At 69.4% G+C, this 18852-nt stretch carries 17 protein-coding genes; 7 read left to right on the top strand and 10 right to left on the bottom strand.

The features are described 5' to 3' along the window. Position 1: 1 nt before the first annotated feature. Positions 2 to 871: a polysaccharide deacetylase family protein gene (locus tag ABZ412_RS20195; RefSeq protein WP_357282547.1), complete on the top strand. Its 870-nt coding sequence runs from the start codon at positions 2 to 4 to the stop codon at positions 869 to 871. A gap of 44 nt (positions 872 to 915) precedes the next feature. On the opposite strand, the gene ABZ412_RS20190 is transcribed toward ABZ412_RS20195, so the two are convergent. Further along, complete coding sequence (locus ABZ412_RS20190) at positions 916 to 1656, bottom strand: hypothetical protein (RefSeq protein WP_357282544.1); 741 nt, start codon at positions 1654 to 1656, stop codon at positions 916 to 918. Between the two features lie 121 nt (positions 1657 to 1777). Here ABZ412_RS20190 and serC point away from each other — a divergent pair, with 121 nt between their 5' ends. From serC to ABZ412_RS20175, 3 genes are all read left to right on the top strand, one after another. Continuing rightward, positions 1778 to 2902, top strand: coding sequence for a phosphoserine transaminase (gene serC / locus ABZ412_RS20185; protein ID WP_357282542.1), 1125 nt, complete (start codon positions 1778 to 1780; stop codon positions 2900 to 2902). Between the two features lie 193 nt (positions 2903 to 3095). Beyond that, positions 3096 to 4193 (top strand): septation protein SepH, encoded by a 1098-nt coding sequence (sepH, locus tag ABZ412_RS20180; protein ID WP_357282539.1) that lies wholly within the window; start codon positions 3096 to 3098, stop codon positions 4191 to 4193. A gap of 238 nt (positions 4194 to 4431) precedes the next feature. Beyond that, entirely contained in the window at positions 4432 to 5169 is a 738-nt protein-coding gene (locus ABZ412_RS20175) for a hypothetical protein (RefSeq protein ID WP_357282537.1), read from the top strand. A gap of 23 nt (positions 5170 to 5192) precedes the next feature. Here the strand turns inward: ABZ412_RS20175 and ABZ412_RS20170 are convergent, their stop codons facing one another. Both ABZ412_RS20170 and ABZ412_RS20165 read right to left on the bottom strand, forming a co-directional pair. Then, positions 5193 to 5486: a DUF2537 domain-containing protein gene (locus tag ABZ412_RS20170; RefSeq protein ID WP_357282535.1), complete on the bottom strand. Its 294-nt coding sequence runs from the start codon at positions 5484 to 5486 to the stop codon at positions 5193 to 5195. Further along, on the bottom strand, positions 5483 to 6286 hold the full coding sequence (locus tag ABZ412_RS20165; protein ID WP_357282533.1) for an RNA methyltransferase: 804 nt from the start codon (positions 6284 to 6286) through the stop codon (positions 5483 to 5485). The genes ABZ412_RS20170 and ABZ412_RS20165 overlap by 4 nt, the downstream gene beginning before the upstream one ends. 89 nt (positions 6287 to 6375) lie before the next feature. On the opposite strand from ABZ412_RS20165, the gene ABZ412_RS20160 reads away from it, so the two are divergent. After that, positions 6376 to 6741, top strand: a complete 366-nt coding sequence (locus ABZ412_RS20160; protein ID WP_357282529.1) for an FKBP-type peptidyl-prolyl cis-trans isomerase — start codon at positions 6376 to 6378, stop codon at positions 6739 to 6741. A gap of 76 nt (positions 6742 to 6817) precedes the next feature. Here the strand turns inward: ABZ412_RS20160 and ABZ412_RS20155 are convergent, their stop codons facing one another. The 7 genes from ABZ412_RS20155 to ABZ412_RS20125 form a co-directional block, all read right to left on the bottom strand. Then, a complete protein-coding gene (locus ABZ412_RS20155) occupies positions 6818 to 7465 on the bottom strand; it encodes an RDD family protein (RefSeq protein ID WP_357282527.1) in 648 nt (215 codons plus the stop codon). 55 nt (positions 7466 to 7520) lie between these two features. Continuing rightward, positions 7521 to 7802, bottom strand: coding sequence for a hypothetical protein (locus tag ABZ412_RS20150; protein WP_357282819.1), 282 nt, complete (start codon positions 7800 to 7802; stop codon positions 7521 to 7523). A 149-nt stretch (positions 7803 to 7951) separates the two neighbouring features. Continuing rightward, positions 7952 to 9109, bottom strand: a complete 1158-nt coding sequence (locus ABZ412_RS20145; RefSeq protein ID WP_357282525.1) for a hypothetical protein — start codon at positions 9107 to 9109, stop codon at positions 7952 to 7954. A gap of 73 nt (positions 9110 to 9182) precedes the next feature. Beyond that, a complete protein-coding gene (locus tag ABZ412_RS20140) occupies positions 9183 to 10559 on the bottom strand; it encodes a HAMP domain-containing sensor histidine kinase (RefSeq protein ID WP_357282523.1) in 1377 nt (458 codons plus the stop codon). Positions 10560 to 10579: 20 nt separating this feature from the next. Next, a complete protein-coding gene (locus ABZ412_RS20135; protein ID WP_357282522.1) occupies positions 10580 to 11281 on the bottom strand; it encodes a response regulator transcription factor in 702 nt (233 codons plus the stop codon). A gap of 170 nt (positions 11282 to 11451) precedes the next feature. After that, positions 11452 to 11838 carry a hemophore-related protein gene (locus ABZ412_RS20130; protein WP_357282520.1) on the bottom strand — a complete coding sequence of 129 codons (387 nt, stop codon included), beginning with the start codon at positions 11836 to 11838 and terminating at the stop codon, positions 11452 to 11454. 116 nt (positions 11839 to 11954) lie between these two features. Continuing rightward, positions 11955 to 14072, bottom strand: a complete 2118-nt coding sequence (locus tag ABZ412_RS20125) for an AMP-binding protein (RefSeq protein WP_357282517.1) — start codon at positions 14070 to 14072, stop codon at positions 11955 to 11957. A gap of 341 nt (positions 14073 to 14413) precedes the next feature. On the opposite strand from ABZ412_RS20125, the gene ABZ412_RS20120 reads away from it, so the two are divergent. Both ABZ412_RS20120 and ABZ412_RS20115 read left to right on the top strand, forming a co-directional pair. Next, the gene (locus ABZ412_RS20120) at positions 14414 to 18442 is read left to right on the top strand and encodes an ATP-binding protein (RefSeq protein ID WP_357282514.1); all 4029 of its coding nucleotides are present in this window, start codon (positions 14414 to 14416) and stop codon (positions 18440 to 18442) included. After that, positions 18439 to 18852: a roadblock/LC7 domain-containing protein gene (locus ABZ412_RS20115; RefSeq protein ID WP_029930951.1), complete on the top strand. Its 414-nt coding sequence runs from the start codon at positions 18439 to 18441 to the stop codon at positions 18850 to 18852. Before ABZ412_RS20120 ends, ABZ412_RS20115 begins: the two co-directional genes overlap by 4 nt.

Here is an 18852-nt window from a genome sequence, read left to right as displayed (position 1 = left end):
GGTGCTCGACGCAGGACTGTCCAGGCGCGGCTTCTTCGCCGCGGGCGCGGCGCTGGCCGCGGGCCTCGCTACCGCCGGATGCGGTGTGGCGAACGGCAACTCGTCCGACCGCATCCTCGATCCACCCCGCGGTGGCGCCGATCCGGCCTCCGCGCCGGCTCGACTACCCGTCTCCACGGTGTCCCCGGACGCCATCGCGGCCAAGTACGCGGGCCGCACCCCTAAGGCCTGGGGTGTCGACGTCGACGGCATCCTGACCAGCTTCAATCCGACCGGCAAGCAGTTCGCCGTCACCTTCGACGCCTGTGGCGGCCCCGGCAACAACGACATCGACGAGAACCTGCTCGCCTTCCTGCAAGCCCAGCAGATCCCGGCCACCCTGTTCCTGAACAAGCGCTGGATCGACGCCAACCCGGCCCTCGCGGGGCAGCTGGCCGCGAACCCGCTGTTCGAGATCGGCAATCACGGCACCGCGCACTGCCCGCTGTCGGTGAACGGCCGCGCCGCCTACGAGATCAAGGGCACCGCCTCCGCGCAGGCCGCGGTGGACGAGGTGTGGGGCAACCATCAGCGCATCGCCGCCCTGACCGGGCGTGGACCGCGGTTCTTCCGCGCCGGCACCGCCCACTACGACGAGGTGGCGGTGTCGATCGTGCGGGACCTGGGGGAGACCCCGGTCGGCTACACGGTCAACGCGGACTTCGGCGCGACCGCCTCGGCCGCGCAGGTGCAGTCGGCCATGTCGGCGGCCAAGTCCGGCGGCATCTCCCTGGCCCACATGCATCGGCCCAAGTCGGGCACCGGTGCGGGCATGCTCGCCGCGCTCCCGGCGCTGAAGGCCAACGGCTTCCAATTCGTGCATCTGCCTTAGTTCTTCGAACCCGCGGTCCTTCGAACCCGCCTCCGGCGCGACGGTCAGTCGCGCCGCGAGGCCGCCCAGTCGACCGCCACGGATTCGCCGCGGTCGACGGTGAAGAACGCCACATCCAGGCGACGGCCCAGATCCACCAGCTCCAGCGCCGAGAGCGGCACCGGCTGCACCACCCGCACCCGCCACGGGCCGGGCTCGTCCCAGGCGCGCAGTTCCAGATCCAGCCGCAGCACTGGATCATCGCGCCCGGTGTAGTCGGCCGCGACCGGGGCGGCGGCCAGCACGGTGGCCCGGGCGCGACGCCCGTCGGACAGGATCTTGGTGATATTGGTGCGCGAGGTCTCCTCCGGCGCGGGCAGATACAGCACCACCCGGTCGGGATCGCCGGGATCGACCCGGCAGCAGACGACATCACCGGGCTGCATCCACTCCCGATCGGCGGCGCCCGCCCGCTGCCGGACCCGGGTCTCGTAGCCGTGCCGGTCCTCGACCTGTACGCGCACCCAGAACTCCGGGGCGGGCTCGTCCGCGTGGACGCCGAGGATGGTGGCCGTCCCCTCGAGACCGTGCAGCAGCAGTGCGCGGCGGGCGGCGTCGTCGAGCACCGGACCGCGGCGGGTCAGGCCGCGTGAGCCGAACTGCGAGGACAACCGGGCCAGCAGACCGACGCGCGGCACCTCATCGGGCCGGGTCCGCGGTCGCGCGGAATCCGGGTGCAACCCGGGGACGGAACCGGTCTGCCGGTCGGATGCGGTGCTCGGTCGCTTGTCCGCGGCCATGTCCATGTCGCTGAACGGTAGTGCGTCTGTGGCGTGCCACACAGCATTACGCACCCGCCCGCGAGATTGTTTTTTTCACCCGGACCCGCCCGTGAGCGCGGGTGATAGCACCACTACCCTTGTCGCCATGACCTCTGCGTTCCCGACCATCCCCGACGATCTCAAGCCCGCCGACGGACGGTTCGGTTGCGGCCCCTCCAAGGTCCGCCCCGAGCAGCTGCAGTCCCTGGTGGATACCGGCGCTTCGGTGTTCGGTACCTCGCACCGGCAGAAGCCGGTCAAGGACGTGGTGGCGCGGGTGCGCTCCGGTCTGCGCGACCTGTTCTCCCTGCCCGACGGTTACGAGGTCGTGCTGGGCAACGGTGGCACCACTGCGTTCTGGGACGCCGCCGCCTTCGGTCTGATCCGTGAGAAGTCGCTGCACCTGAGCAACGGCGAGTTCTCCTCGAAGTTCGCCTCGGTCGCCAAGGGCAACCCGTTCATCGGTGACCCGATCGTCGTGAAGTCGGAGCCGGGCGACGCCCCCGAGCCGACCTCCGACCCGTCGGCCGACCTCATCGGCTGGGCCCACAACGAGACCTCGACCGGTGTCGCCATCCCGGTGTCGCGTCCGGCCGGTTCCGAGCACGCCCTGGTCGCCATCGACGCCACCTCCGGCGCGGGCGGTCTGCCGGTGAACATCGCCGACACCGACGTGTACTACTTCGCCCCGCAGAAGTGCTTCGCCTCCGACGGCGGCCTGTGGATCGCGCTGATGAGCCCGAAGGCCCTGGAGCGCGTGGAGGAGATCAAGAACTCGGGTCGCTGGACCCCGGAGTTCCTGTCGCTGCCGATCGCGATCGACAACTCCACCAAGGACCAGACCTACAACACCCCGGCGCTTGCCACCCTGTTGCTGTTCGCCAACCAGATCGAGTGGATGAACGGCAATGGCGGTCTGGACTGGGCCGTGAAGCGCACCGCCGACTCCTCCTCGCGCCTGTACTCGTGGGCCGAGACCAGCGAGTACGCCACCCCGTTCGTCGGCAACCCGGCGCTGCGTTCGCAGGTCGTGGGCACCATCGACTTCGCCGACAGCGTGGACGCCGCGCAGGTCGCGAAGGTGCTGCGCGCCAACGGCATCGTGGACACCGAGCCGTACCGGAAGCTGGGGCGTAACCAGCTGCGCATCGGCATGTTCCCGGCCATCGACCCCGACGATGTGTCGCAGCTGACCCGCTGCGTCGACTGGGTCGTCGAAAAGCTCGGCTGATCAGTAGAAATGGCATCTGACCGGGCGAACGCGCCTCGCGAAACCCGGTGTCGGAGCTGAGGCGAATCGATCACACTAATGCGGCGCGGAAGTCTGGGAACAGATTTCCGCGCCGCGTGTCTTGCCCCGAGATTCACAGAAGTGCACTACTGTTCCAGAACGTGGGCGGTGTCGCGAGCCTAGCTATAGCTGTGTGTTGCGCAGCGAACAGGAGGTAACGGTGCGTGAACTTCGAGTAATCGGATTGACGCCCGATTCCACGCATATCGTATGCATCGACACCGAGAGCGGTCAGAAGTACCGCCTCGCCGCCGACGATAAACTGCGCGCCGCTGCCCGCGGAGATCTTGCCCGATTCGGCCAAATCGAGATCGAAACGGAAGCCACGATGCGCCCTCGCGATATCCAGGCTCGTATCCGTGCCGGCGCCTCGGTGGAGCAGGTCACCGAAGAGTCGGGCATGCCGCTGTCGCGGGTCGAACGTTTCGCGTATCCCGTTCTGCTGGAACGCGCCCGGGCCGCCGAGCTGGCGCAGAAGGCGCACCCGGTCCGCAACGACGGCCCCGCCGTGGAGACCCTGATCGAGATCGTGTCGGCCGCGTTCGCCGAGCGCGGCCACAATATCGAGGTCGCCGAATGGGACGCCTGGAAGGACGAGAAGGGCTACTGGGTGGCCCAATTGCAGTGGCAGGCGGGCCGTTCGGTGATCGCCGCGCACTGGCGCTACCAGCCCGACGCGCACGGCGGCTCCGTGGTGCCGCTCGACGATCCGGCCTCCGACCTCATCGACCCCGACTTCGGCCGGGCCCTGCGCGGCCTGGCGACCATCCTGCCTGACCAGACCGACCCGGTGGTGGAGGCGGTCCCCGCACCCGCGCCCGCGGCGCGTGAGGAGCGCGGCTCCGACTACGAGCCCGCCCCGGCGCGAGTCGCCCAGCAGCAGAACGTGGATGATTACTTCGAGCAGCGCGCCGCGGTCGGCGACGGCACCGTGCCGGTGACCACCGCGGCCGCCCCGGCGCCCGCTCCCGCACCGGCCCCGGCCGCGAAGGAACCGGCGGCTCCGGCGCAGCCCGCGACTCCGGCGGCAACCGCCCCGGCGCCGCCCGCCACCCCGCCCGCTCCGGCTCCGGCCGCCGAGCCCACGCCGGAATCGGCGCCGGCCCCGGCTCCCGCGCAGCCCGCGGCGAAGTCCAACGCGCAGAAGCCGAATCGGGCCAAGCGGGGCGGCAAGGCGCCGATGCCGTCCTGGGAGGATGTGCTCCTAGGCGTGCGCAGCTCGGGTCACTGACCACTGTCGGTTCGGGTCGCTGACGCTTTGTCGATCTTCACGAATGCCGGAGGGTTGCTGACCTTCCGGCATGTCGTTCGTCGCCGCGCCGCGAAACGGCGTTGTCAACAGCCGCATTTCGGGCTGTCGCGGGGGTAGATTCAATCCTGTTGGCGGGTTGGTTCGGCCGATCGATGTCGGCTCCGACCGGCCGCTGTGCGTTGCTTGAAAGTAGCCGTGCGCGAGGGAGGTGACGTCGGTGCCATCAACGGTCTCATCCCTGTGGTACGTCGACGCCTCCGATCCGGTGGCCGTGCTGCGCGCGCAACCGGGACCCGATCCCGACGCCGCCTTCGCACTCGCCCGGCAGCTCAACCCGGATCGGGACGTGGTGCCCGCCGCCTCCGGCAGCATGAAGGTGTGGGCGGGCCCGGACCCCGAATCCGTCTATATCGGTTGCTATCCCGGCGTCACGGTGGTGTGTTCCACCCAGGCCGCGCTGCCGCGACCCACCCGGCTGCCGGAGCTGCTGGTCCGCCCGCTCGCCTCCGAGCAGACCTACCTGATCTCCTACGACCTGTCACTGGGCTGGGGCGCGTTCGCGCACTGGGAGCGTGGCGAATTCCGCCGCTCCTTCAGCGCGACCAGGGTCAACATCCTCGAGGACGAGGGCATGCCACGGGTCTGGGAGCGGCCGTACTGGGCGGGCGAGCATCCGATCGTCCTCACCCCCGGCGAACTGCTCGACCCGCAGCTGCTGCCCTTCGACCCGCCCGGCTTCGCGGACGCCGCCAACGAGCAGTGGCTCGGATTCCGTTACCGCGGCCATACTTCCGCGAACGCCCTGATTCCCGACCACATCGAGGTCTGCGGATTCTCGCTGTACCCCAAGGGCGAAGCGCCGCGGCTGGACAGCGAACCGGAGCCACCGATCGAGCACGGCAACGGCAGACGCGGACTGCTGGGCTGGCTGCGCGGCCGGGACCGCGTCTCCTGACCGGAGCGGCCTCCGTATCCGGTTCAGGACAGCAGCAGGGCCAGCCAGGCCACCAGCACGCCCACGCCCAGTCCCGCGATCACCCAGCGGGTCACCGGAGCGAACCGCCAGCGCCAGGCCGTCGGCGCGGCCCCGCCCACCGCGATCAGATTGACCACCACCGACAGCAGCGGATGGATCTGCGCCAGCGCCGCCCCGAAGGCGTATACGCCCGCCGCGGTCAGCGCCGCCACCATGACGACCACGGCGATGCCGCTGGCCCACGGCGTGGGTTCGGAATATCCGTATCCGTACGGTCCGTCGGGCGGATGACTCACTGCGCACGCACTCTCTCGTAGAAGGCCATGGCGGCCGCTGTCGCCACATTAAGCGAATCGGTGCCGGGAGTCATAGGGATGCGGGCCCGAATGTCGCTGGCGCGCATGGTCTCCTCGGTCAGGCCGGGGCCTTCCGCGCCGAGCAGGATCGCTACCCGGTCGCCGGTCATGGCGGTGGCGAGCGTGCCCGCCTTCGGGTTCGGGGTGAGCGCGACGATCTGGAAACCGCGCTCGCGCAGTACCTCCAGGCCCGCCGGGAACGGCGGCAGCTGGGCGAACGGCACCCGCAGCACGTGCCCCATGGACACGCGCACGGCGCGCCGGTACAGCGGATCCGAGCAGCGGTCGCCGAACAGCACCGCGTCCGCGCCGAGTCCGGCCGCGTTGCGGAAGATGGAACCGATGTTCTCGTGGTCGTTCACGCCCTCGAGTACCGCGACGGTGCGCGCGTCCGCCAGTACTTCCGCGGCGTCGAGTTCGCGCGGCCGATAAGCCCCCGCGAGCACGCCCCGATTCAAATGGAATCCGACGACCTCGGCCATCACCTCGGCGCTGGTCCGGTAATACGGAATATCCACCGCCGCGAGATCCTCACGCAACTGCTCATATCGGTTCGCGACACCGAACAATGCGAACGGCGTGAACCGCGAGGCCAGCATGCGCTGCACCACCACCACGCCCTCCGCGATCACCAGGCCTTTTCCGCCCGGCAGGTCGGGCCGGCGGTCGGCGTTATTGAGGTCGCGGAATTCGGCGACCCGCGGATCGGCGGGGTCGTCGATATCGATCACTTCGGCCACGCGCCCATTTTCGCCTCCGCCCGGGGCGGCCGAATGGGCGGGGCATAGGGTAGATCACGTTCCGATCCCCTAATCGAAGAGGACAGCCCATGAGCAGCAAGCCGGAAATCGAGTTTCAGGACGGCCCCGCCCCCGCCGAGCTCGTGATCAAGGACCTCGTCGTGGGTGAGGGCAGCGAAGCCAAGCCCGGCGACACCGTCGATGTCCACTACGTGGGCGTCGAGTACGACACCGGCGAGCAGTTCGACGCCTCCTGGGACCGCGGCGAGTCGATCGTCTTCCCGCTGCGCGGCCTGATCCAGGGCTGGCAGGACGGCATCCCCGGCATGAAGGTGGGCGGCCGTCGCCAGCTGACCATTCCGCCGAAGCTGGCCTACGGCGAGGCCGGGCGCGGCCACCAGCTTTCCGGCAAGACCCTGGTCTTCGTCATCGACCTGCTGGACGTCGTGAACTGAGGCCTCCGGGTCGCTGAAAGACACGTGCCCGCCGCGCATTCCGCGCGGCGGGCACTGTTGTCTCGGTCGTCGGCTCTCAGACCTTGACCACGATGCTGCCGATGATCTTGTCGGCGAAGGTCTGCCGCTTGGCGTCCCAGATCGGCCACAGCCAGCCGATATAGCAGGCGAGGCTGTCCACGAAGTGGCAGAGCTGGCGGACGAACGCCATACCGAAGCCCAGCACCTGACCGTCCGCCTCGCGAACGAGCTTGATGTTGAGCATCTTCCGGCCGGGCGTCTGGCCGGTGGTGCCCTCCCTGTAGATGAGCCACAGCGCGCCGGCCAAGGCGATGAGGGCGCCGACGACGATGAGGGCGACGCCCGCGCCCGACAGCCCGCCCGAGCAGCTGGTGCTGTAGGAGGTGTCGGTCTGCTCGGTCACGCAGTCGGCGTCCTTGAATCCGATGAGGAAGCCGAGCCCGTAGAAGATGGCCGCGGGCACGAACACGATCAGCCGGTCGATCAGGTAGGCGCCGACCCGCGCGCCCCAGCCGGCGTAGGGCGGGGCGGGGTAGGCGGCGTAGCCCGGCTGGTAGCCGTAGTCCGAGGGCTGCTGTCCGGGGAAGCCGCCCGGCGGTTGCTGCCCGTACCCGGGAGGTGGCTGCTGCCCGTACCCGGGTGGTTGCTGCCCGTAGCCGGGCTGCTGCGGCTGCTGCGAGTAGGGATCGTTGCCGTAGGTCATCGGTTCCTCCCCAAGAGGATGCGGGGGTATGGCCCCCGCATTGTCTCCTGGATCGCTAGCCGACGATGGCGTTCATGATGGTTCCCGCGCTGGTGGCGGTCGCGCCGCCCAGCATGGCGTTGGCGACCATCTTGGGCGAGGCCGAGCCGCCGCCCCACTTCTCCCAGGCGAAACGTCCGCCACCGTAGGTGATGGCCGCGATGCCGGACATCTGGGTGAACCAGGTGAAGTACCGGAACATCTTCATCATCTTGTCCGCCATGGGCGGGGTTTCCGCGGTGGGATTGCTGAGCTGGGCGAGAACCGTGCCGTACATGTCGTGTGCGGCGATCAACATGCTCACGATCGTTTCCTCTCCGATACCGGGCGCTGAGTGGAGCCAAGATGCGGATGAAGCGGACGAGCTCATGAAACGGGTCGATTAGAGCAATTCGGCCACAGTGTACTCCGGCAAACCGCCGATCGTTGCTGATTGTTTGCGAACGTTTATTTACGAATGATGTCGACCGGGTCGGTGAGGGCGGCCGCGATCACGGTCTGCTGCGGCACGCCGAGCTGGGGGAGCGCGCCCATCGCCTGGTTGGTCTGATTGCTCAGAAGCTTGGTGACGGACTGCAATTGGGCCACGCCGCCGGTCAGCGCCTGCATCGCGGTGACCAGCTGGGCGCCGGCCTGATCGGCGATCGCGGGAATGCTCTGTGCCAGCGACGCACCCTGATTCAACTGCGCGCTTGCGTCATTCAGTCGTCCGGCCGCGTCCCGCAGCAGTTGCCCGACCTTGGTGTCCGGGGTGACTTGCGTGCCTGTCAGATTCGCGAAGCCGCTGAGCTGGACATCCGCCTGATTCGCGATCGTGCGCAGACCCTGCAGCTGCGTGATCACGCTCGCCAACTGCGGATCCGTGGCGATCGGCAGCCCCTGCAGCAACGGCACCACCACGTTCAACCCACCCGACAGCGCGCTCGCCGCCTGCGAGACCTGCCACATGGTGACGCCGGTCGAATCCAGTGCCGTGGCAAGCTGATTCGCCTGCGTGGTCGCCGCCGACAGCGTGGAGTTCAGGGCGTCGATCCCCGAAGTCAGCTGCCCCGCACCGGCTTTCGCCTGCGCCAGGAAATCGGTCAGCTGATCCGCGCCGCCGGAGAACTGCTGCGCGCCGTCCGCGGCCGCCTGCACGCCCGCGCTCAGCATGCCCGACGTCCCGGCAATCTGCGACACCTGCAGGCGCGCGGTGTTCATGGTCGAGAACAAGGTGTCCAGCCCGGCCGCACTGATCTTCTTGGTCACCTCGCTCACCGCGTCGTTGACGAGATTCGGGTCGGCGCGGTCGTGCGTGGCCACGGTGACCTGAGCCTTCTTCGGCTGGTCGGTGACCAGGGAGTTGATGTCGGCGGTCAGGTCGGCGGGCAGCGTGATCACCGCGGCGTAGTCGGTGGGGCTCGCCTCGTCGACGACCTCCCAGTGCCGGATTCCACTGGCCTGCAGGTCCTTCGCGATGCGCGCGCCCAGCGGGCCGGAATCGCCGTTGACGAGCGCGACCGCCGTGGGCGCGGTCCGCAGGCGGCCGATGCCGACGACGCTCGCCGCGACCGCGGCGGCGAGCAGCAGGACGATCAGGACCCAGCGAGCACGTTTTCCGAACACGATTCAGACCGTAGAGGCCGGGTATGTCCGCAGCTCTGATGGATGTCTGAGAGTTCGGTAAAGACCGGTACGTTCACATCCGCGCGGGTGGCGGCGGCCACGCCCCGCGATCGGGCAGCTCCAGCACCAGCCGCACCCCGCCCAGCATGCCGTCGTCGAAATAGGCTCGGCCGCCGTGCAATTGGGCCTGCTGCGCCACCAGCGCCAGACCCAGCCCGGACCCGCCCTTGGTGGCTTGACTGCCCCGGAAGAAGCGCGCGAACACCTGCTCCCGCTCGTGGGCGGGCAGGCCGCGGCCGTTGTCGTCGACGGTGATCACGATGCGTCCGTCGGGCGCGCGATGCGCTGTCACCAGCGCCTCGGTGGCCCCGCCGTGCCGCGCGGAATTGGTGAGCGCGTTGTCCACGGCCAGCCGCAGCCCCGTGGGCAGGCCCCAGGTGACGAGCTCGGCGTCGGCGTCGATCCACACCTTCAACTGCGGGAAGTGCCGCATGGCGTCGTGCGCTGCGGCGTCGCACAGCTCGACCACGTCGGTGACCACGTGGTCGCGCTCGTGGGTGAGGTCGCCCGCGGCCAGCCGTTCCAGCGCGGCCAGGGTGGTCTCCACCCGGTTCTGGCCACGCTGCAGGTCGGTGAGGATCTCGCGGCGCTGCTCCTCGTTCAGGTCCAGGGTGCTGAGCACCTCGAGGTCGGTGCGCATGGCGGTGAGCGGAGTGCGCAGTTCGTGCGCGGACACCGCGGCGAAATCGCGGGCGGTCTCGAGCGCGGTGGCGGTCTCGGCCTGCGCCCGGTCCACCCGTTCCAGCAGCGTGTTGACGGCCTCGGCGAGCTTGTCCGCCTCCTTCACGCCCGAACCGTCCACCGAGAGCGGGACTTCCGATTCCCCGGTGGGCCCGCGCTCGTCGAGGTCCCGGGTGAGTTTCACGATGGGCCGCACCGCGCGCCCGCCGAACAGCCAGCCCAGCCCCGCCGACGCGGTCACCGCGAGCGCCGCGGCCAGATACACCCAGCGCCGCTGCTCATTGATGGTCTTCTCGGTCTGATTGGTCGGAATGCCCAGGGACACAACCTGTCCCGCGGGCTGCGCCTCGGTGGTGGTGAGCACCCGGTAGGCGTTGCCGTCCACGGTGACGGTGGCATTGCCGACCGGCAGCACCGGCAGTTTCACCGGGGTACTGGCCAGCGCGCGATCGTTCATGCGGACCGTCAGCGCCATTTCCTTGTTGGGCGCGAGGATGTCGACCACATTGACCGCGAAGACCGGCTGGATCAGCACCAGCCGCGACACCATCGACAACTGCTGATCGGCCTGGGCCATATTGCTGCGGCCGATGGCGTAGATGGTGATCCAGCTCAGGATCGCCACGATGATGGTCGCGCCCAGCGCCGCGGCGGCGGCGACGCGCACCCGCAGCGTGTAGGACCAGCGGCGGCGCCTGCCCCCGGGCACGGAAGGGCCCGCCGCGGAGGTCATTTCGGCGCCCGCAGGACGAACCCGACGCCGCGGATGGTGTGCAGCAGGCGCGGGGTGCCCTCGACCTCGAGCTTGCGCCGCAGATAACCCACGAACACGTCCACCACATTGGTGTCGGCCGCGAAGTCGTAGCCCCACACCAGTTCCAGCAGCCGTTCCCGGCTCAGCACCACCCCGGCGCTGCGCGCCAGCGTGGACAGCAGCTCGAATTCGCGCTTGGTGAGCTCGATCTCGGTGCCGTGCAGCAGCGCCCGATAGCCCGCGACGTCGACCTCCAAGGGCCCCACGGTGATCGCGCCCGGGATCGCGGACGCCGGTGCGTCACTGCGCCGCCGCAGCAGCGCCTTGATCCGCGCCACCAGCTCGGCGAGCACGAACGGTTTGACCAGGTAATCGTCGGCCCCCGACTCCAGCCCGGCGATGCGGTCGTCCACCGAACTGCGCGCCGACAGCACACAGATCGGCACCTCGTTGCCCATGGCCCGCAGCGCGGTCACCACGCCCGCCCCGTCCAGGATCGGCATGTTCATATCGAGCACGACCGCGTCGGGGGCGAATTCATTCACACTGCGCAGGGCGGCCGCCCCATCCCGGGCGATCACCACCCGGAAACCTGACAGCCGGAGCCCGCGCTCGACCGATGCGAGCACATCCTCATCGTCGTCGACGACCAGGACTGTAGGTACCGCTGCGTCCAATTTGCCCTCCGCTTCGCTCCGGGCGGGTTCGCGGCCCCGGAGGTCTCGTTCTTCCCTCCTCCGCTCCTCCGCTTCGCTCCCCCGCTACGTCAGTCCAGAACGAGACGGGCCGCGAACATGCGTGGTGTGCCACACGAGGGTGGCACACCATCAGTATTGCCCGGCGGCGGTCAGTAGTTGTGGCAGGAATCGGCGACCTGCTGGATCGTGGCGGCGATTCCACCGGCCCGCGGGTCGGAGGCGGCCTGGTTGGCGGCGTCCGGGTTGTCGCGCAGGTACTGGTCGAGCTCGGCCTGGCGCTCGGCGGGGGAGAGGTCGAACTTGGCCTTCAATTCCGCCTTGTAGCCGGGGTTCTGATCGAGGTACTGGGCCAGCATCGGGGACTTGTCGTGCAGGGCGGCGTCCACCTGGGCGAAGCTGCAGGTGGAGTTCAGGAGCGGCGCAACCAGATCCGCGGGGGAGGCGGAGGCGGTGGCGGGCGCGAAGGCGAGGGCGACGGCGGCGACCGCACCGGCTCCGAAGAGCACACCGGCACGACGATTACGGACGAAGCTCATACAGCGACCTTCTTTTCAGTTGGCATAACGACGGGGCGCGCGATTCCCGCGCGCCCGACCGACGCTAAACGACCGCTCTAGGAGGTCGATGAGCCAATTCTGAAAAGACTCTGAGGCTAGCCCGAGACGGCTTGATCCCCGGCCGGATCGGCGGCGGCCGGGTCCGGGCGGCGGATCGGAGTGGTGGCGACCGCGGCCTCGGCGGCGGCGATGCGCTCCTTGTCCTCCATCAATGTCACCGCGTCGCGGATCTGCTTCTCCAGCGTGGGCAGCATGGAGGCGTCGTCGATGGTCGGCGGCACCTCGAACGGCTCACCCGAGGCGATCTGACGCATGGTGCGGCGCAGGATCTTTCCCGACCGGGTCTTGGGCAGCGAGGTCACCGCGACCACGTCGTAGAGGGTGGCGATGGCCCCGACCCGCTCCCGCACCCGGTCGATGATCTCCGCGCGCAGCCGCTCGGACTCGATGTCGACGCCGGTCTTGAGCACCACATACCCGATCGGCCGCTGCCCCTTGAGCTCGTCCGGAATGCCGACCACGGCGGTCTCGGCCACGGCCGGATGACCTGAGATGGCCGCCTCGATCCCGCCCGCGGACAGCCGGTGCCCGGCCATATTGATGACGTCGTCGCTGCGGCCCAGGACGAACAGGTAGCCGTCCTCGTCGAAATAACCCGAGTCGCCGGTCAGATAGTGGCCGGGATAGGCGGACAGATAGGAGCGCTCGTACCGCTCGTCGTCCTTCCACAGCGTGGTCAGGGTGCCGGGCGGCAGCGGCAGCCCGATGACGATATTGCCCTCGGTGTTCGGGGCGACCGCGTTGCCCTCGGAGTCCAGCACCCGCAGCCGGTACCCGGGCACCGGCACGGACGCCGAACCGGGTTTGATCGGGAGCTGCTGGAGTCCGAGCGGGTTCGCGCAGATGGGCCAGCCGGTCTCGGTCTGCCACCAGTGGTCCACCACCGGGCAGTCGGGGCGGTCGGCGAGCAGGGTGTCCACGGTCCACTCGTAGGTGGCCGGGTCCAGGCGTTCCCCGGCGCAGAACAGCGCCCGCAGGCGGGACAAATCGTGCTGATGGGCGAGCGCCGCGTCCGGGTCGGCGCGGCGGATGGCCCGCAGCGCGGTCGGAGCGGTGAACATCACATCCACCTTGTACTCGTCGACCAGCCGCCAGAAGGTGCCCGCGTCGGGGGTCCCGATCGGCTTGCCCTCGTAGAGCACGGTGGTGGCCCCGACCAGCAGCGGCGCGTAGACGATGTAGGAGTGCCCGACCACCCAGCCGATATCGGAGGTGGTGAGCATGGTCTGCCCCGCGCCGACCTCGTAGATATTGCGCATGGACCAGGCCATGGCGACCGCGTGGCCGCCGTTGTCGCGCACCACGCCCTTGGGTTTCCCGGTGGTGCCGGAGGTATAGAGGATATAGAGGGGATCGGTCGCGGCCATCGACACCGGATCGGCCGGCTCCGCCCCGATCTGCGCCTCGTCCCAATCGAGCCACCGGGCCGCCACGGTCTCGGTGGAGGCGGGCAGCGAGTCGGTGGCGGCCTGCTCGGCCGGAAAGCGAATGGTGGGGAAGCCGTCTCGCTGCTTGACCAGCACGGTTCTCGGGGCGGTGGTCTCGGCGAGGTCGAGGGCGGCGAGCACGATGGGCGGGTATTCGATGCGGCGTCCGGGTTCCAGACCGCCGGAGGCCGTGATGATCAACACAGGTTCGGCGTCGTCGATGCGGGCCGCGAGTTCGTGGGCGGCGAAACCGCCGAAGACCACCGAGTGCACGGCGCCGATCCGGGCGCAGGCGAGCATGGCGATCACGGCTTCGGGAATCATCGGCATATAGATGACGACGCGGTCACCGGTCTTGACGCCCAGTCGCAGCATGGATCCGGCAAATCGGGCGACTTCGTCGAGCAACTCCCGATATGTGTACATCCGCCTGGACCCGGTCATAGCCGAGTCGTATATTAGGGCCGGTTGTTGGGCGCGACCCCCCTCCTGGCCCTCGAAAGAGCCTTCGGGAGTTGTGATCTCGCGCACATGCCGATCCAGCGCATTGTAGGAGGTGTTGAGGCGAGCGTCGGGAAACCACCGGGCCGCCGGGCGGGCAGCGGTATCGAGAATCTGGGTGGGAGTCACGTCCCAGCTGATGGATTCGGCCGCGGTGCGCCAGAACTCCGAGGGATCGACCAGGCTCAGCTGATACGCCGATCGGTACTCCTGCTTCGCGTTCAACCCGGTGACTCCCTAGCTCCGCCTTGTGTCCTGAGAAGCGCTGAAGATGCCCGCCTCGATAGATCAGCCTGATTGTGGCAGACTTCACGCGACGTCCGGGCGGGCGCCGCGACCTTTGATTTTGCCTGGAATTGGCAGGTCAGGGACCGGTGGTTGCCAAGAGGTCACACAAGAAGTTATTGATCCGTTAGAATCGCATGTCACATATTTCGGCCGTCATGGACGCAATTTCTCGGCCAGCCGCCGTTCTCGGTCAGCTCCGTCTGTCGAGCCGAGCGTGCGATCGCTCGGAGGCTCGCTGATGGCGCGTGGCTGGGGCCAGTTTGGAAAGTGAGTGGGAGATGCGTGACGCCGCTAGGTCCGGCAGCAATAAGCGCTGGGCGCTGAGCAACTGGGACCTGCGATGGAAGGTCACGGCGGTCCTCGCCGTGCCGTTGTTGGTCGCTGTTGTGCTGGGTGCGTCCAGGATCTCGGCGGAGTTCGCCGATTCGAGCAGGCTCTCGACGGCGACCGACCACGTCGGGGTGATCCCGGCGATCACCGGTCTCAGTGCGGACGCGGCGCAGGTGGCCAGTGGGCAGATGGTCATGCTGGGCCCGAACCAGTCCTTGACCTCTGATCCGGAACTCACTCAGTTGGACACGGCGATCTCGTTCGCCGAGAAGGCCGCGAGCCGCCTGAGTGATCTCCCCACCGCCCGTTCCTCGCTGGACGAGATGATCGTGGGCGCGAAGGCGATCCGGGCGCAGGGCCTCGCGCCCTCGAAGTCGATTCCCGACACCGTCGCCCAGGTCGAGCGGATTCGTGGCGACAGCGTGCGCACGGTGGAGTCCATCGTGGCGACCATCGCCGACAAGAACGTGGACCAGTCCAAGCTGCGCCTGGTCGACTCGCTGAACACCCGATGGATGCTGTTCAACGAGGTCGCCGGCATGGCGGAGGCGCTACGCAGCAACCCGAAGGATGGCCTCAAGGACATCCAGATCAGTGTCAGCACCGAGCGGCAGATGCTGGCCGTGCTGGCCCACCGCTTCCCGGACGGCGACGCGACCGTCGCCGATCTGCAGCGTGGCGCGGACACCCGCGTGCAGCTGGTGAACGGCCCGCAGGCGCTGGCCGGTCAGCTGCCGGTGGCCGAGCTGAAGGACTCGCTGGTCTCGAGCATCAACGGCTATCAGTCGATCGCGGCGGGCGCGACCAAGGACATCGTGTCCCGAGTCGACGACCTGGCGGCGGCGGCCCGTTCGGACGCCATCCGCTACTCGATCATCGTGATCGCCACCATCCTCGGCGCCATGGCGCTGGCCGTGCTGATCGCGCGCGCGATGATCGTCCCGCTGCGCCGTCTGCGCCTGGCCGCCCTGCGCGTCGCCGAATACGACCTCGGCCAGGAAGTCTCCGCGCTGCGTGAGGGCGCCGACCCCGAAGACGTTCCGCTGGAACCGATGCCGGTGCACACCGACGAAGAGGTCGGCCAGCTGGCTCGCGCCGTCGACGACATCCACGGTCAGGCGCTGCGCCTGGCCGCCGACCAGGCCGCCATGCGTACCCAGGTCAACGACATGTTCGAGACCCTGGCGCGGCGTTCCAAGTCCCTTGTCGACCATCAGCTCTCGCTCATCGAGGCGATGGAGTACGACGAGAAGGACCCGCGCCTGCTCGAGAACCTCTTCCGTCTCGACCACCTCGCCGCCCGTATGCGGCGAAACGGCGACAACCTGCTGATTCTGGCCGGCACCAAGCAGCGCCGGACCAAGTCGGCGCCGGTCGAGATCGCCGACGTGCTGCGCGCCGCCATCTCCGAGGTGGAGGACTACGAGCGCGTCAAGCTGGGCGCCACCCCGCGCGGTTCGCTGGTCGAGCCCGCCGCGTCCGACCTCGCGCACCTGTTCGCCGAGCTCCTGGACAACGCGCTGCGCGCCTCTCCGCCGGAGACCGACGTCAAGTTCACCTTCGCCCAGGCCCACGATCAGGGTCTGCTGATCGAGGTCGCGGACCGCGGTATCGGTATGCCCCCGGCCGAGATGGCCGAGATCAACCGGCGACTGGAGGCCGTGGCCGAGGTCGGCCCTGATACCGCGCGCCACATGGGTCTGTTCGTGGTCGGCCGCCTGGCCGAGCGCCACGGCCTGACCGTGCGCCTGCGCCCGACCTTCGACACCGCCCGGGATCCGGGTGTGACCGTCACCGTGCACGTGCCCAAGCCGCTGATCGTCTCGCCGGGTGGCGCCATCTCGGTGCCGCCGCAGCAGGGCCAGCAGCAGCCGGCTCCCGCCCCGGCCCCGACGGCGTCCGCGCCGCAGGGTGCGGGCACCCAGGCCGGAGCCCCGGCCTCCATGCAGATGCGCGCGGTCACCCGCACGGCGACCGGCAATGTGATGGTCACCGTGGATCCGGGTGTGAGCGGGCCGATTCCGGCGGGCGCCGCCCCGAGCCCGGCTCCGGCCCCGGCTCCTTCGGCCCCGGCCGCGGCCAGTGCGGCCACCGGTCTGCCCACCCGTCAGCCGGGTGCGCAGGTGCCGGGTGGTCTGCCGACCCGTCAGCCGGGTGTGAACGGCCCGACCGTCAAGCACACCGTCTCCGCGCCGGGTGACACGAGACCGGGCCTACCCCAGCGGGATCCGGGTGTGAACGGTCCGTCCGCGCCCGCCGACCGCCCGGGATCGAACCTCCCGCAGCGCGGCCAGGGCGAACCCCCGGCGCAGCCGCGGGGCGGCCTCGCCGCCAATATGCTCAAGCGTCAAGGTGCTCCGGGCATGCCGCCGCGACCGGGCGCACCGGGGGAGCCGGGACCCGCGCCGCGTGGTCCGGGGCAGGGGGGAGCGCCGCAGCCGGGTCAGTCCGGTGCGATGCCGCAGCGCAATCCTTCTGTGGGACTTCCGCCGTCGCAAACGCGGGGAGGCGGTGCGGACTCCGCGCCGGGCGCGGCTCCGGCCGGGCCGACCGGTCTGCCGACCCGTCAGCCGGGCGCCAATGGCGCCCCCGGCCGTGAGGCCGGTCTGGGTCAGCCGCAGCGTTCCGCTCCCAGCGGTATGCCGCAGCAAGCGCGGGGAGGCGGAGCGGAGCCTGGTGCGAACGGTGCTCCCGCGCCGCGTGGAGCGGACTCGGGCCCGACCCGTCGTGAGCCCGCCGCCGGTGGTCTGCCGCCGCGTGACTCCGCCGCCGGTGGTCTCCCGCCGCGTGACTCCGCCGCGGGTGGTCTGCCACAGCGTGATTCGGCCGCGGGTGGTCTGCCGACCCGTCAGCCCGGTGCCAATGGCGCTCCGGCGCAGCGTGGTCCGGGAGCGCCGGGTGGTCTCCCGCAGCGTGGCGCCGCGCCGCAGCGCGACGGGGCCAATGGTCTTGCCGCACAGGATTCGGACAAGCAGGGTCTGCGTCCGCGGGACGGTCTCGCCCCGCGTGACGGTGGTCTGCCCCAGCGTGATGCCGCTCCCGGTGGTCTGCCGCAGCGTGATTCGGCCGCGGGCGGTCTGCCGCAGCGTGGTCCGGGTGGCCTGCCGCAGCGGGACAGCGGTCCTGCCGCCGGTGGTCTGCCTCAGCGTGACGGTGGCCCCGCCGCCGGTGGTCTGCCCCAGCGCGACGGTGGTCTGCCGCAGCGTGGCTCGAACGGTCTGCCGCAGCGGGATTCCGGTAGCGGTCTGCCGCAGCGTGGTCCGGGTGCCGGTCAGCCGCAGCGCCCGGCCGCCGCGGGTGCCGATTCGCTCTCGGGTGGTCTGACTCAGCGTGATCCGCTGAGTGGTCCACTCCCGCAGCAAGCGCGGAGAGGCGGAGCGGATCCGTTGAACGATCCGCTGCCGCAGCGGGACGGTGGTCTGCCGCAGCGCGGCGCCACCGGTCTGCCGCAGCGGGATCCGGGCTCGGTGTTGCCGCAGCGTCCGTCCCCGATTCCGGGTGTGGGTCTGCCGCAGCGCGGTGACGACGGCGTCAAGGAGCCGGGACGCCACAGCTTCCGGTCGAATCCGGCCAAGGCTGCCTCGTTCTTCCAGACGCGTTTGCAGCCGACGGACGCCCCCGGTGACTCGGTCATGGGCGGCACGCCGATCTTCGCGGAGATGATGTCGGCGTGGCTCTCCGATCCGAACGCCGATCGGTCCCAGGTGGCCTCGTCCTTCGAATCACCGGGCGACGAGGGCTGGCAGGCCGCACACCGGGTCAGCCAGTCGGCGCCGGAGAAGCGCACGGCCGCCGGTCTGCCGCAACGCGATCCGGGTAACCGACTTGTGCCCGGCGGTGTGAACGGAAACGCTGACAAGGCGGCCCACCGAGACCCAGAATCCATCAGGTCAAGTCTGAGTCGCCACCAGAAGGGCGTCCGGGATGGCCGCGCGATGCAAGCTATGAACCTAACCGGAGATAAAGGAGACCGATGAACCCCGATCTAGGTGGTACGAAGCGTCAGCTGGATTGGCTGGTTTCGAACTTCGCCAATGAGGTTCCCGGCGTTGCGCATGCGGTCCTGGTATCCGCCGACGGCCTGCTGATGGCCGCGAGCGCGCAGCTGCCCGTGGACCGCGCCGAACAGCTGTCCGCAGTGACCGCGGGGCTCGCGAGCCTCTCGGTGGGTGTGTCGAACTTGTTCGAGGGCGGCACCGTGTTGCAGTCGGTGGTCGAGATGGAACACGGCTACCTGCTGCTCATGGCTGTCGGTGACGGCTCGTATCTGGCGGTCCTGACCAACACCTCGTGTGACATCGGTCAGGTCGGATACGAGATGGCGTTGTTGGTCGAGCGAGTGGGCCAGACGGTTCAGGCCACACCTCGCGTCACGATGGGTTCCTGA

It is taken from the genome of Nocardia sp. NPDC005746 (assembly GCF_040630785.1).
GTDB lineage: Bacteria > Actinomycetota > Actinomycetes > Mycobacteriales > Mycobacteriaceae > Nocardia.
This window is presented reverse-complemented; position numbering and strand designations above follow the sequence as displayed.

Excerpts from the sequence above, each read along its gene's own strand:
- ABZ412_RS20190 (WP_357282544.1), bottom strand. The coding sequence starts at position 1,656 with ATGGACATGGCCGCGGACAAGCGACCGAGCACCGCATCCGACCGGCAG.
- ABZ412_RS20150 (WP_357282819.1), bottom strand. The coding sequence starts at position 7,802 with ATGTTGATCGCCGCACACGACATGTACGGCACGGTTCTCGCCCAGCTC.
- ABZ412_RS20130 (WP_357282520.1), bottom strand. The coding sequence starts at position 11,838 with ATGAGCTTCGTCCGTAATCGTCGTGCCGGTGTGCTCTTCGGAGCCGGT.
- ABZ412_RS20115 (WP_029930951.1), top strand. The coding sequence starts at position 18,439 with ATGAACCCCGATCTAGGTGGTACGAAGCGTCAGCTGGATTGGCTGGTT.
- ABZ412_RS20155 (WP_357282527.1), bottom strand. The coding sequence starts at position 7,465 with ATGACCTACGGCAACGATCCCTACTCGCAGCAGCCGCAGCAGCCCGGC.
- serC (WP_357282542.1), top strand. The coding sequence starts at position 1,778 with ATGACCTCTGCGTTCCCGACCATCCCCGACGATCTCAAGCCCGCCGAC.
- ABZ412_RS20120 (WP_357282514.1), top strand. The coding sequence starts at position 14,414 with ATGCGTGACGCCGCTAGGTCCGGCAGCAATAAGCGCTGGGCGCTGAGC.
- ABZ412_RS20160 (WP_357282529.1), top strand. The coding sequence starts at position 6,376 with ATGAGCAGCAAGCCGGAAATCGAGTTTCAGGACGGCCCCGCCCCCGCC.